Annotated in this window: 13 protein-coding genes and 2 riboswitches; of the genes, 4 read left to right on the top strand and 9 right to left on the bottom strand. The window is 33.8% G+C overall.

The annotated features are described in order from the left end of the window. Positions 1-348: 348 nt before the first annotated feature. From BHF71_RS04855 to BHF71_RS04835, 5 genes are all read right to left on the bottom strand, one after another. Positions 349-936, bottom strand: coding sequence for a hypothetical protein (locus BHF71_RS04855; RefSeq protein WP_069656545.1), 588 nt, complete (start codon positions 934-936; stop codon positions 349-351). A 117-nt stretch (positions 937-1,053) separates the two neighbouring features. Continuing rightward, positions 1,054-1,284, bottom strand: coding sequence for an SHOCT domain-containing protein (locus tag BHF71_RS04850; RefSeq protein ID WP_069656544.1), 231 nt, complete (start codon positions 1,282-1,284; stop codon positions 1,054-1,056). Between the two features lie 18 nt (positions 1,285-1,302). After that, positions 1,303-1,587, bottom strand: coding sequence for an SHOCT domain-containing protein (locus tag BHF71_RS04845; protein ID WP_069656543.1), 285 nt, complete (start codon positions 1,585-1,587; stop codon positions 1,303-1,305). Between the two features lie 38 nt (positions 1,588-1,625). Beyond that, the gene (locus BHF71_RS04840; protein ID WP_069656542.1) at positions 1,626-1,811 is read right to left on the bottom strand and encodes an SHOCT domain-containing protein; all 186 of its coding nucleotides are present in this window, start codon (positions 1,809-1,811) and stop codon (positions 1,626-1,628) included. 153 nt (positions 1,812-1,964) lie between these two features. After that, positions 1,965-4,514 carry an adenosylcobalamin-dependent ribonucleoside-diphosphate reductase gene (locus BHF71_RS04835; RefSeq protein ID WP_069656541.1) on the bottom strand — a complete coding sequence of 850 codons (2,550 nt, stop codon included), beginning with the start codon at positions 4,512-4,514 and terminating at the stop codon, positions 1,965-1,967. Positions 4,515-4,863: 349 nt separating this feature from the next. On the opposite strand from BHF71_RS04835, the gene dat reads away from it, so the two are divergent. Continuing rightward, on the top strand, positions 4,864-5,685 hold the full coding sequence (gene dat, locus BHF71_RS04830; protein WP_069656540.1) for a D-amino-acid transaminase: 822 nt from the start codon (positions 4,864-4,866) through the stop codon (positions 5,683-5,685). 149 nt (positions 5,686-5,834) lie between these two features. Here dat and gcvPB read toward each other — a convergent pair whose 3' ends face one another. From gcvPB to gcvT, 4 genes are read right to left on the bottom strand one after another with little or no spacing between them, the layout of a single operon-like run. Beyond that, on the bottom strand, positions 5,835-7,292 hold the full coding sequence (gcvPB, locus tag BHF71_RS04825; RefSeq protein WP_069656539.1) for an aminomethyl-transferring glycine dehydrogenase subunit GcvPB: 1,458 nt from the start codon (positions 7,290-7,292) through the stop codon (positions 5,835-5,837). Then, on the bottom strand, positions 7,289-8,635 hold the full coding sequence (gcvPA, locus tag BHF71_RS04820) for an aminomethyl-transferring glycine dehydrogenase subunit GcvPA (protein WP_069656538.1): 1,347 nt from the start codon (positions 8,633-8,635) through the stop codon (positions 7,289-7,291). The genes gcvPB and gcvPA overlap by 4 nt, the downstream gene beginning before the upstream one ends. Before the next feature lie 16 nt (positions 8,636-8,651). Beyond that, entirely contained in the window at positions 8,652-9,044 is a 393-nt protein-coding gene (gcvH, locus tag BHF71_RS04815) for a glycine cleavage system protein GcvH (protein WP_069656537.1), read from the bottom strand. 21 nt (positions 9,045-9,065) lie between these two features. After that, on the bottom strand, positions 9,066-10,166 hold the full coding sequence (gene gcvT, locus BHF71_RS04810) for a glycine cleavage system aminomethyltransferase GcvT (protein ID WP_245683820.1): 1,101 nt from the start codon (positions 10,164-10,166) through the stop codon (positions 9,066-9,068). A 125-nt stretch (positions 10,167-10,291) separates the two neighbouring features. Beyond that, positions 10,292-10,372, bottom strand: a riboswitch (glycine riboswitch). Positions 10,373-10,374: 2 nt separating this feature from the next. Further along, a riboswitch (glycine riboswitch) is annotated at positions 10,375-10,464 on the bottom strand. Positions 10,465-10,678: 214 nt separating this feature from the next. On the opposite strand from gcvT, the gene BHF71_RS04805 reads away from it, so the two are divergent. The 3 genes from BHF71_RS04805 to BHF71_RS04795 all read left to right on the top strand — a co-directional run bounded on the left by BHF71_RS04805 (position 10,679) and on the right by BHF71_RS04795 (position 14,224). Then, positions 10,679-12,373, top strand: a complete 1,695-nt coding sequence (locus BHF71_RS04805; RefSeq protein WP_069656535.1) for a DEAD/DEAH box helicase — start codon at positions 10,679-10,681, stop codon at positions 12,371-12,373. Positions 12,374-12,387: 14 nt separating this feature from the next. Continuing rightward, positions 12,388-13,218 carry a YqhG family protein gene (locus BHF71_RS04800; protein WP_069656534.1) on the top strand — a complete coding sequence of 277 codons (831 nt, stop codon included), beginning with the start codon at positions 12,388-12,390 and terminating at the stop codon, positions 13,216-13,218. Positions 13,219-13,396: 178 nt separating this feature from the next. Continuing rightward, on the top strand, positions 13,397-14,224 hold the full coding sequence (locus tag BHF71_RS04795; RefSeq protein ID WP_069656533.1) for a hypothetical protein: 828 nt from the start codon (positions 13,397-13,399) through the stop codon (positions 14,222-14,224). The last annotated feature ends 1 nt before the right edge of the window (position 14,225 follow it).

Genomic DNA, 14,225 nt, shown 5'->3' with positions numbered 1-14,225 from the left:
CTTGTTGTTAATTTTTTAACGTATTTGTCTTGCTTCATTTCTTCTACTTTTTGTTGTAATTTTACAGAATTGATAGGAGCTATCCATTTACCAAATGACGAAAATAGTGTATCCTTGTCCATAAGCATGGTCCTTTATATTGGATTTGGACAGGGAGCACCTGTACTTCCATTATAAAGGATTTTTTTATGAACTAGTGATTATTAGAAGAAATATTCTGACTACATTAATGCAACGCTAGTGTAAATTTATATTGTTTTTATGAAGAAAGTGTTGCGTTTTTGTAAAATTACCTCACCCATTTAAGGTGAGGCAATTTGTTGATAATTTTTGTATTTACAAATAATTTTACCGATCATTATCCTCAATTATTTTTTGCTGATGATTGTTCATATCGAAATCCGTTCTTTCAGGAAAAATCCTTCCGAATTGATTGTACAAAGTAAAAAATAAAATAAAAACTATAACCATTATTAGAGGATTGCGAAAGATAAGTGGTTGTTTTGTGTTTTTGACTTCCTTAAACATCATAAAAATAAGTATCAATATAGTACCAACATAAAATACCAATAAAATTCTCACCATTGTTTCCGTTTTGCTATACTGAATCATTGCGGCTAACATTACTCCCATCATTCCACCCATTAATCCTGATACCATTCCATCGAGTACAGCCATTAGACTATTAAATATACCAGCTATAAATCCTATGCTTATTCCAATAAATGAAGCAATAATAGTTGATGTGAATAAGTCACTAGCAAAAACTATTCCGATAACTAAACCAGCAGTAATGCCAACCATCATTCCCAAAACCATCGCGATCATCATACCTAATGAATGATCTATCTTATATCGATACTGATATACAAATTTAATCACAACAAAGAAAAATATAATGATAATCAATAAAGTCACCCAAAAACCAAAAGGCAATTATATCCCCTCCTTTATTATCCCTTCTAATCAATCTATATATATTTAGTAATACATATATGAATACAAATTAAGAATAAGCAAAAAAATAAGCGGCTTTTGATTGCCGCTTATTTTTTATAAACTTGTCTTCATTTTTTCGAATTCTTCAGCACTGATTTCACCTTTAGCAAATCGTAATTTCAAAATATCTAATGGATCATCTGCAGTTTGAATTTCATTTGTTTCTTGTTTTAGAGAAACTATAAAATCAACTATGAACCTACGTATTTTGCGTATTAATTTGAACAAATCTCCTGTACGTATTAAATAATAAGCCACAATTAGGGTTAAAATTATGTTAACCATCGATTAACCTCCTCAAAATTATTGTTTTAAAACTTTCACTATTTCTTGATACTCATCTAAGGTTATCTCGCCACGAATGTATCTTAACTTGGCTAATTCTAATGCTTCATTATTTTGAATCGTTTCTTTTGGAACATTAAAATTACTATTTCTACTCTTTTTTACTAGCAAATAAACAACTACACCTATTAGAATCCAGAACAATAAATCAGTGAATCCACCTCCATACCACATTCCATATCCTCCTGGATAAAATCCACCAAATCCACGACCAAATCCACCCATCATATGCCCGCCAAACATATTTTATACCTCCTTGTTAATTGATCATTAATTTGGTATTATAAAATTTTTTTCAAATTGTTATACTCTTCTTCAGTAATTTCACCTTTAGCAAAACGTATGTCGATTATTCGCTTAGCTTCATTTACTTGATTACCGTTGCCTTGTAAACTGTTAATCATACGTTGTAAATCGCCTGTATTATACAAGTAAAAACCAATTACTAGGATTAATAATAGGAACATATTATTCATCTCCTTTCAATATTATTATTAATCAAACTGCTATCTTATTTACACTTATATCCTAAAATTTATTTTTGAAGAAAATATGAATATAAAAAAAAAGCTATATTTGAACACAATTGTTCAAATACAGCCTTAGGAATAAGATTTATATCATGTGCAACGAGAATATCCGCAAGAAATACAGTGTTTACATCCTTCTTCATTTGTTAAAGACGCTGAACCACATGCAGGACATAGGTCTAGTCCTTCAGGTACTCCAAAATCATCAGTAATATTTAATACATCATCTTCATGACTAATATAAGTAGTGTCGATACCTTCATGCTCATTATGCCGGTTTAAGATATCCTCTTCAGAAGCTGCGATTGAATTATTTGTATCCTCTCCATCAATGTGCATTTCAATCGCCTTGGCCACCGCATCAGCTATAGATTCTACCCTGTTTGGTCCGAATCCAACTGCTCCTGAACCTCCAATACCTTTCAAGTGTTTAATTAATAATCTTGCTTTATTACCATCTGGAAGCTCTCCAAAACGCAAGAATAAAGTCGATACCCTTCCTAGAGCTTCAGACATAGCAAATACATCACTACCAGCTTTACCCACGTTTACTATAATTTCAAACGGCTTTCCATCCACGTCATTTATTGTGATATAAGCCTTTCCAAGCGGGGTATTCATCTTATATGTTGCGCCCTTTAAGATCTTTGGTCTGCGTCGATATTCCTTTTCTACTTTTTTATCCTTTTCTTCTACAATTTCTTGTTCTTTTTTCTTATCCTCTTTTTTATCAGCTGTTGATAGCACTTGAGCATCACGACTACCATCACGATATATCGTTACACCTTTACAGCCTAATTCAAATGCATATTCATAAAGTTTCTTAGTATCTTCAATGGTAAAATCATGTGGTGCATTGGCAGTTTTACTGATTGATGAATCAACCCACTTTTGAACTGTAGCTTGAACACGTATATGATCTTCTGCCGATAAATCCATGGCACCAACAAAATAATCTGGTAACTCTTCATTTGGATGTTGTTCTAACCATTCTGCCGCAATTGGAACATATTGCTTGTCCACTCCCAATCTACTTTGACGGAAATATTCAAAGGCAAAAAACGGCTCAATTCCAGTTGAAGTCCCAACCATTGTTCCAGTACTACCCGTTGGAGCTTGGGTAAGAACTGTTACATTACGCATACCATTTTTAGCAATAGCTTCCTTCACTTCATCATCAAATTGGCTAACAAATTTACTTTGTAAGAATTTTTCCTTGTCAAACATCTTGAAAGAACCTTTTTCAGCAGCTATCTCTGTTGAAGCTAAATAGGCTTTTTTGGCAATAAATCCATATAATTTATCTAAAAATTCTAGAGACTCTTGGCTACCATAACGAATCTTTAATTTTATTAACATTTCTGCTAAGCCCATCGTGCCTAAACCAATTCTACGTTCTTTCATTTGGTTTTCTCGATTTTCTTCAAAATGGTATGGGGTAGCGTCAATTACATTATCTAAGAAGCGAACAGAAATTTTTATCGTTTCTTCTAAAGCATCCCAATCCACTTCTCCGTCTTTAACAAATTTCGCTAGGTTGATAGAAGAAAGATTACATACTCCCCAAGCAGGTAAACCTTGTTCTGCACAAGGGTTTGTACCAACAATTGGATTAAAATACCAACTGTTAGACATATCATTGTAATATTCTAAGAAAACAACGCCTGGTTCAGCAGATTTCCATGCTGATTCAATAATGGTATGCCAGATTTCTTTTGCTTTTATCTTTTTATATACTTTTACTGGCTTTCCAAGTTCTTTCCACTTTTGTAGGTTACCGTCCCAAAGTTCATCATATTCTGGATCTGATGTATCAGGGAAAACTAACTCCCAATCCAAATCTTCTTTTACTGCCTTCATAAAGTCATTACTAACAGCTACTGATAAATTCGCATTTGTAATAAGATCCATCTTTTGCTTTACGGTAATAAATTCCATTAAATCTGGGTGCCAGTCGTTCAGCATCAACATAAGTGCGCCTCTGCGTGAACCACCTTGTTCAATCAAACCAGTAGTATAGCTGAACAATCCTCCCCAGGATACTGCGCCACTTGAAGAACCATTTACTCCTCTTACAACTGCCCTTCTAGGTCTTAAAGAGGATAGATTGATTCCAACCCCTCCACCTCTTGACATTATTTCTGTCATTTGGGTCAATGTTTCCATGATTCCGCCACGACTGTCTTTTGGGGATGGAATAACGTAACAATTAAATAGTGTTAATTCATCATTTGCACCAGCTCCAGCTGCAATCCTACCAGCAGGTACTAACTTCCAATCATCTAATACGTAACGAAACTTTTTAGTCCATTCTTCTTGTTTTTCTGGCTTTTCCACTGCTGCAATAGCTTTGGCTAGTCGATCCCACATCATATCCGGTGTTGTTTCAAGTGGTTTCATAATCTTCTCATAAGTTGTTTCAACCACGTCCCCATTTCTTAAGCCAACTTTTATGAGGTTACCTTCGATCATTAATACTTCTCCGACTTCTTTTTGTGGAAACTTTGGGTCATCCTTTATTAGAACTAAAACAGTATCTCCAACGCTAACTTCTTTGTTAACTTCATCTTTTAACGCGTATCTGTCTAAGAATATTTTTTCACTAAGTCCTTCTAATCTGGTAGAAGATGTTGTTTCCATAAATCTTTTCACCTTTCACTAAATAAAATTACTCCACATATACTACTATGTATTACTATTTTGCACAAGCCCCAAAATATAACTATATATTGTGGAGCTATATCATTATACAATACTATATATTGGTATTCTAGTTCCAAAAGTACTAATATTTTTATGTAACAAATATAAATAATCTAAATCTCTTAAGATTACTTTCATATCCTTTACTTTTTAAATTTGACAAATTTTATTTTACAATTTTCAAAATAAACAAAAATATCCGATACTTCTTGCTGTTATCATGTTAAAATAGATAAAAAGTAAACAATATTGAACCTTTATAAAATATCAAACTGGAGTGACCAAGATGATTCTTGTAAATGATCAATTCATACCAAGAGAAAATGTTCATATCGATATCGAGGACCGAGGTTACCAATTTGGAGATGGAATTTATGAAGTGATTAGAGTTTATGACGGTAAAATATTTCGGTTAGACCAACATTTGCTTCGACTTGAAAGAAGCGCTAAGGAAATAAAGCTAGTTTTGCCAATGTCAATCCAAGAGATAAAGGAAAAAATAACTAAACTTATCGCAATCAATAACCTCTCAACCGGTATCGTTTATTTTCAAGTTACTAGGGGTGTAGCACCTCGAGAACACTCATTTCCGAATAACAGAGTTTCAGTTCTAACGGCCTATACAACAGAAAAAGAACGTCCTTTAGATAAAATACAAAATGGGATAAAAGTAGTAACTACTGAAGATATTCGTTGGTTAAGATGTGATATAAAAACTATTAATCTGCTAGGAAACGTCTTAGCAAAGCAATTTGCGATTGAAAATCAAGCTGATGAAACGATTCAAATTAGAAATAATATTGTAACAGAAGGAAGCTCATCGAATTTTTTCATTGTAAAAAATGGCAACTTATATACCCATCCTGCCAATAACTTTATTTTAAAAGGAATTACGAGGGATGTGGTTGAAGAAATTGCTCAAAAACTAGGAATTAAATTTATTGAACAAGAGTTTTCATTAAACGAGGTTTATAAAGCTGACGAGGCATTCATTACCAGCACAACTGTTGAAATCATGCCAGTTCTTCAAGTTAATGACACTAAAATTAGCCACCAACCCGGACAGATTACAAAAACATTACAAAATGAGTTTTCTAAGCTACTATAAATTAACTACCAAAGATCTCTAACTACCTAGGATAACATTCATCGGCTAACAAAAAAGCAAACTCACATTTGTATAAAGTAGCATTTTGTATAAGTGCAGCGAGATAATAAAAGCACCTCACTTTCTAAAGAGAGGTGCTTTCAATAATGTTATGATTTTTTATACCTAATTATTGGTTTTCTTGCTGCAGTAACTTCATCTAAACGTCCAACTACAGTACTGTGAGGAGCCTTAAGAACCTTTTCTGGTTCTTCTTCAGCTTCCTTAGCAATTTGTATTAAAGTATTAATAAAGTGATCTAAGGTTTCTTTATTTTCTGTTTCCGTTGGCTCAATCATCAAACACTCTTCAACTATCAATGGGAAGTAAATTGTTGGTGGATGGAATCCAAAATCTAATAAGCGTTTAGCAATATCTAAAGTCCTAACACCTAGTTTCTTTTGCTTAATGCCAGACAATACAAATTCATGTTTACAATGTTGCCTAAAAGGTAGATGATAGTAGTCTTGAAGCTTTCTCATCATATAGTTGGCATTTAATACCGCATTTTCAGAAACTGCTCTTAAACCATCTGGCCCCATAGAACGAATATAAGCGTAAGCCCTTACAATAACTCCAAAATTGCCATAGAACGGTTTAACTCTGCCAATAGATTGTGGTCGATCATAATCTAAATAGTATTTGTCATCTTTCTTAGCAACCATTGGCTTAGGTAAAAATGGCTCTAATATCTTTTTAACACCTACTGGGCCAGAACCAGGTCCTCCTCCTCCATGTGGAGTTGAAAAGGTTTTATGAAGATTAAGATGTACTACGTCAAATCCCATATCTCCTGGACGAGCGATCCCTAAAATAGCATTAGCATTGGCCCCGTCGTAATATAGCAATCCACCAGCATCATGCACTATTTTAGCTATTTCTATAATATCCTTTTCAAATAATCCCAAAGTATTAGGATTAGTCAACATTAGGGTTGCAGTATCCTCACCAACTACCTTTTTTAATTCTTCAATATCAACATTACCATCAGCATTGGATTTTACTGTAATAGTTTCAAAGCCTGCAACGGTAGCGGATGCAGGATTAGTACCGTGAGCAGAATCAGGTACGATTACCTTTGTTCTACCAAAATCACCACGACTCTCATGGTAGGCACGAATCATCATTAATCCTGTCCATTCACCATGAGCACCTGCCGCGGGTTGAAGCGTTACTTTATCCATACCTGTAATCTCTTGAAGATATTCTTGCATATCGTACATAAGCTCCAATGCGCCCTGTACTGTTTCTTCTGACTGATATGGATGAATTGAAGTAAAACCGGAGTACCTAGCGACATCTTCATTTATCTTCGGATTGTATTTCATTGTACAAGAACCAAGGGGATAAAACCCAGAATCCACACCGTGATTTCGATTGGATAATTCCGTATAATGCCGCATCAAATCTAGTTCTGACACCTCAGGAAACTCCGGTGGTTCTTCCCTTAATAACTCCTTTGGAAGCAACTCATCTAATGCTACTTCAGGTACGTCTAATTCTGGTAAACTATACGAAATTCTACCTGGTTTACTTAATTCAAAAATGAGGGCTTTTTCTTTTCTCATAACAATCCCTCCAATCGAGCAGCAAACTCATCAATTTCTTCTTTACTCTTAATCTCTGTAACAGCAATTAACATTGCATTTTTTAGAGTTGGATAATCCTTACTCAAATCATAACCACCGATAATATTATGCTTTAACAGTTCCTCATTGATCTTAGAAACTGGCTTTGGTAGCTTGATTGCAAACTCATTGAAGAAATTTCCTTCAAATAGAGGTTCTACCCCTTTTATCCTTGTTAAAACTTGATAAGCATAATGTGCCTTTTGTAGATTTTGTTTTGCTACTTCTTGAATACCTTGCTTACCCATAGCATTCATATAAACAGCAGAAGCTAAAGCAACAAGAGCCTGATTGGAACAAATATTTGATGTCGCTTTTTCACGTCTAATATGTTGTTCTCTAGCTTGTAGGGTTAGTACAAAACCACGATTTCCTTGATCATCAGTTGTCTGTCCTACGATCCGTCCTGGCATCTTACGGATAAGTTTGGAACTAGTTGCAAAAAATCCAACATGAGGCCCTCCAAATGAGGTTGGTATACCCATCGGTTGATTATCCCCGACAACTATGTCGGCCCTAAATTCTCCTGGTGCTTTTAAAATAGGAAGAGCCATAGGGTTTGCGCTTACAATAAATAAAGATTTATTTTGGTGAGTTACTTCTTCTATTGGTAATACATCCTCGATAAGTCCGAAGAAATTGGGATACTGAATAATTACAGCAGCCGTTTGAGCATCTATAGTTTCTTTTAGCTCTTCTAAATCAGTCTTCCCATCTTTAATGTTTACTTCAACAACTTCTAAATTTTGACCTCTTGCATAAGTCTTTAAAACTGCTCTTGCTTCTGGATGAACAGCAAGTGAAACTAAAATTTTGTTGCGACGAGTTGAACCCGCTGCCATCGTTGCAGCCTCCGCTAATGAAGTAGCCCCGTCATACATCGACGAATTCGCTGCTTCCATCCCGGTAAGCTCAGCAATTAGTGATTGAAATTCAAATATCCCCTGAAGCTCACCTTGACTTATTTCTGGCTGATATGGTGTATAAGCGGTATAAAATTCAGAACGGGAAATAACGTGATTAACCACACTTGGAATAAAGTGTTGATATACTCCTGCTCCCAAGAAGCTAGAACAATCATTCAAACTAACGTTTTTAGCCGCTAACTTTGACATATATGTAGTTATCTCGTGTTCTGACATAGCTTTAGGGAGATTTAAATTTCCTTTAAAACGGACAGCACTTGGGATATCGGCAAATAAATCCTCTACCGATTCAACCCCAATTTCTGTCAGCATCTCTTTTTGATCTTCGACAGTATTTGGGATATATCGGAATCTCATGTTTTTATCCTCCTCTTTATTCCTCCTCTTTAATGAAGGTCTCGTATTCCTCTGAAGATAGTAACTCATCTAACTCAGATGAATCATTAAGTTCGATAACAACAATCCAACCATTACCATAAGGATCTTCATTAATTAACTCTGGGCTATCTTCTAGAGAAGTATTCACCTCAACAACCGTTCCTGAAACTGGTGAATAAATATCGGAAACCGCTTTAACTGATTCTACAGAACCAAAAGTGTCATTAATAGTTACCTCATCATCTACTTCTGGTAATTCAACAAATACAATGTCTCCTAATGCATTTTGAGCATAATCTGTAATTCCGACCCTCACCTTGTTATCACCAATTACTTCTACCCATTCATGCTCTTTACTGTACTTAAGTTCTTGTTTGATTTCACTCATAAGATAAACCTCCTTATTTTTTTACTTACCCCTCTTATAAAAAGGAGTATTAACTACTTTTGCCTTAACTTTTTTATTTCTGATTCCTATAAATAGTTCATTGCCAATATCAGCGTATTCTGATTTTATTAGTGCAAGTCCTACATTTTTCTTTAAAGTGGGGGATTGAGTTCCTGTGGTAACTTCCCCAATTACTTCTTCACCAACATAAACTGGATAATGAGAACGAGGTATTCCACGTTCGATCATTTCAATACCCACTAACTTTCTAGGAGCACCATTTTCTTTTTGATCTGCTAATACGCCTCTTCCTATAAACTCTCCCTTATCTAATTTTACAAAAAAGCCCAACCCTGCTTCAATAGGGGTTATGTTTTCTGAGAGTTCCTGGCCGTAAAGCGGTAATTTTGCTTCGAATCTTAAAGTATCTCTAGCACCTAATCCACAAGGTAAAATATTTTCTTCCTTTCCAGCCTCTAATATTTTTTCCCAAAGTTTTGGCGCATCTTCATTGGATAAATAAATTTCGAAGCCATCTTCACCAGTATAGCCAGTACGAGAAACAAGGGCCTTTATACCATCTAACTTGACATCAGAATTGAAATGGAAAAATTTAATAGTTGATAAATCGAGATCAGTTAGTTTTTGCAAAACTTTTTCCGCTAAAGGTCCTTGAAGTGCCAGCTGGGCCACCTGATCAGAAATATTTTTAATCGTTACATCTCCCTCTAAATTTTCCTCAAACCAATTATAATCCTTATCGATATTCGAGGCATTAATAACTAACAAGTAATGATTTTCCGAATACCTATAAACTAACAAGTCATCAACTGTACCACCATCTGGGTAGCACATTGGACTATATAAAGCCTTGCCATCTACCAATTTTGAAGCATCATTTGTAATTAATTTTTGGATATACTTCAGTGCGTCGGTTCCCTTTACCTCAACTTCTCCCATGTGAGAAACATCAAATAGCCCTGCACGCTCCCTTACAGCTTGATGTTCTTCCAAGATGCTTGTGAACTGAACAGGTAACTCCCATCCTCCAAAATCAATTACTTTTGCTCCATACTTTTCATAAAGTGGATAGAGCGGAGTTCTCTTTAAACCCTCTACCACATAAACCACCTCCATAAAATATGTATATTAACAGTATTCCAATAACAAAGGAATTAAAAAAGGAAAATATCAAACAACATATAAAAAGGACAGGGCAAAAAAAGATGAAAAAGACACCTTTCTTTACTCTGTCCTTTTTGCCTGAGAGTTACCCTTAGCTAACTAAAGTTTCCCCTTTGGCGGCTCAGATGAGCTCTCTCCAGAGTTGCGTCCAGTAAAGGTTCTTTTGCCTGAGAGATTCACTATATAGCTTGCTCCTTCGGCGCTACATTTAAGTAGTCTCTCCCTTTACCTTCATACGCCTTTATTATACTATAATAACTTTTTTCAACTTTTTGAATATCCTTAAAAATATTATATCAATTTATATTGTCGTATGATAGTTTTTTTCCAAACTTTTAAATGTTTACATAAATCGAATATATTAACTACATACTATTAAGTACATAAGAAAGACTTAAAAGATCAATAATTTTAACTATTGAGTATTATTTTCGAAATGGGGTTTGATGATGCAACATAAAAAAGATAGAACATACTCCATTAAAATCAATGAAGAACTTGTTGTACCAATTCACTTTCATCAACAATGGATTTATGAGCTGCAAAGCTCCCATTCCCAGAACGGACCATGGGATTTATGGGATGTTTTTCATTTAGCTTATCAAGCTGAAGAAGCATTACAAGTAAAAGATTTTAATGAGCTCCAATGTTTGAATCATTTGCCAAATCTAACACCTTTTCCTCATCAAATTGAAACAGCTAAAAAAGTTTTAAATGAAATGCATGGCAGAGCAATCTTAGCAGACGAAGTGGGGCTAGGTAAAACAATAGAAGCTGGATTAATTCTTAAGGAATATCTAATAAGGGGATTAGCTAAAAAAGTTCTGGTTCTTGTTCCTGCCTCACTTGTTCTTCAATGGACAAGGGAACTTAACCAAAAATTTGGAATCCCTGCCGTAGCTCAAAAAAAAGAATGGATGTGGGAAAAATACGACATTATTGTTGCATCGATGGATACATCTAAAAGAAATCCTCATCGAAATCATATTATGAAACAGCACTATGATTTATTAATCGTAGATGAAGCACATAAGTTAAAGAACAGACGGACGAAAAACTGGGAGTTTATAAATAATATCAAAAAAAAATTCATTCTTCTATTAACCGCCACCCCTATTCAAAATGATATTACTGAATTATATAATCTCGTAACTTTATTAAAGCCTGGACATTTTGGCAAATTTAATTCTTTTCAAAAAGAACATATGAAAGACAAAAGAAGTCCTAAGAATAAAGAGCTATTAAGAAAAGAAATTGAAAAGGTCATGATCAGAAACAAACGCTCTGATAAAAAAATCGAAATAAAATTTCCAAAGCGAATTGTACATACAATTCCAATTGAACTTACACCTAAAGAACGAGAACTTTACCAAGCAATCACCAATTTTGTTAAAGAACATTACCATAAATTTAATGGTGATCTTAAAAATATGTTTACTCTAATTACTCTACAAAGAGAAATTTGTAGTAGTCGTGATGCCGCATTTATCACGCTAGTTAATTTATTTAAGAATTCAGGTGGAAATGAAACTTTAAAGAATGAAATATTAAAACTGGTTCAGATTGCTAAAAAAGTGGAACTTCAATCTAAAGCCAATGAAGTGATTAAATTGATCAAAAAGATAAATGATAAGGTAATTATTTTTACCGAATATAGGGCCACCCAAGAATTTTTGATTAACAAACTCGCTGAACAAGGAATATACTCCGTTCCTTATCGTGGTGGCTTTAATCGAGGAAAAAAGGATTGGATGATGGAATTGTTTCAAAGAAAAGCCCAAGTTATGGTAGCAACCGAGGCTGGGGGCGAAGGAATCAATCTACAGTTTTGTAATCATATCATCAACTACGATATGCCATGGAATCCAATGAGAGTTGAACAAAGGATAGGGCGTGTCCATCGACTAGGACAAACTAGGGACGTATATATATATAATCTTTCAACAAAGGGAACGATTGAAGAGCATATTTTGTTTCTCCTCCATGAAAAAATTCAAATGTTCGAAAATGTTATCGGATCATTAGAGACTATTTTAGAAAAATTAAATTTAGATAATATCGAAAATAATATTATGGAAATTTTAATAAATTCTAAAGATGAACAAGACTTTAGGAGTCGTTTATCTAATATTGGTAAAATTTAGGAGAGGTAATTAGTATGAATCAAATATGGGTAAGGGATTATTTAAAACGATATTTTATGATACATCAATGCCATTTTATTGAAGAAGGACCTGGACATCTAGAGGTTAAACTTTCTGTGGAAGTTGACAAAGATTTAACCAATCGACCATATTATTGGACTTTCGTGGAACGAACAGGTGCAGAACCTGAAACACTAACGATGACATTTATTTTTGATCAGAAAAAAGTTCCCGAAGGTATTCGGGGTGAAGAGATTCGATTTGGATCAGAAAGGCTGAAACAAATTTTTAATTCCGCAAAAAAAAGAGGGAAAATGGTTAGATTATATCAACAACCGAAGCAAAAAATTCGCGGTGTACAAATACCAACAAATTACTATACTCTTAGTCCCTGGCTAGGAGTTAATTATAAGGTTGAATTTATTAGTGATCAGAAAAAAGATCTCCTGATTTCCCTTGGAATTGACCTTGGTACAGGTAAAATGAAACAAAATTTTTACCAATATTTAAAACAATTAGACCTAAGCCCAGTCCTTCCAGCAAATGTTTCAACACTCGCCCCGTTTATTTCAATTCGGGAAGCGGCATTACAATTAGAAGAATGGATTATCCATGAAATTCATAAACAAAATTTTAATTGGGCGATTGAAGCAAATGAAAGATTAAAAGAAGAGCTTAAAATGGTAGAACTTTTTTATGAAATTGAATCAGAAAATAAAACAAATATTGAGCTGCTTGTCGAAAAAGAAAAAAGAATTGAAGAAGTTAAATGGCAATATTCACCAAAAATCGAAGTGAGCCCAATTAATTTCGGTATCTTTTACTTAGATAAAATAAGCATATAAAGACAAAAATATCATAGGATTAAACGAAAAGAAAAAATTAAAAAAAATTCATATCACCGACAGATTGTAACAGACTTTGCAAACCATTTTAGTTAGAATTAAAAAAAAGAAGCTAGAAGCAATTAGTTAAAGTAAATGATTCAAGAAATATCAATGATCAGAAAAGCGAGGTGATGAAATGAAGAAAACTCAAAAGTCTAATAAATATCTATTTAGGATACTTATTATTTTGACTTTATTACTTGCATCACAACAAATTATTTATGGTATTCCAAAACAAACAAATAATGATAAAATTATTTCATGGCTGAAACAAATAATTAATTTAGATACGAAAGTTGAAATGAAAAAGATTAAATTAAATAAACAAAATAGTCTTTATGTATATAATTTATCAAACGATGATATTAGTGGATATATTCTCACTGATATTGATGATAACCTAATTGAAGCTAATATCGTTGAATATGGTTTTGGTAAACTCAGTCCCTACAGTAAGAACATAATTTTAGATCCCCGGTTCAGAACTATTGAACTCAATTCTCTTACATACTACTCTCCGATTGAGAACTTTTGGAAAGTGGAATTGAATAATGAAAATATTTACATTGATGCTTCCAATGGAGACATATTGCCAAAATTAGTTACAACCTCATTAAAAAAAATATTAAATAATCACCTTAAAAACACAGATAGTCTAAAAGCGTCTTTATTAAATACATCGCTAATATTTGATCCTTATGATGACCTTTTTTGGTTATTGGGTACCACTGACCTTCAGCCATTAAGTAGCACTGACATCACCAAATTATTAGGACAAGAGAATAAAATATTATTTGTTGGATCCAAATACAATAATCTGGTGCAATTTGCATATCCTGTAGTCGGCTATCATTTGTGGCAAAATAATCTATATATTGCGATTTATGAGGAATCCTTAGATTCAATCAGGTTTATTTCATATAATGATATGATTAACTTCGGTAATTTTTATCTCTGGGATTAAA

The sequence above is a fragment of the Vulcanibacillus modesticaldus genome (assembly GCF_001730235.1).
Lineage (GTDB): Bacteria > Bacillota > Bacilli > Tepidibacillales > Tepidibacillaceae > Vulcanibacillus > Vulcanibacillus modesticaldus.
This window is presented reverse-complemented; position numbering and strand designations above follow the sequence as displayed.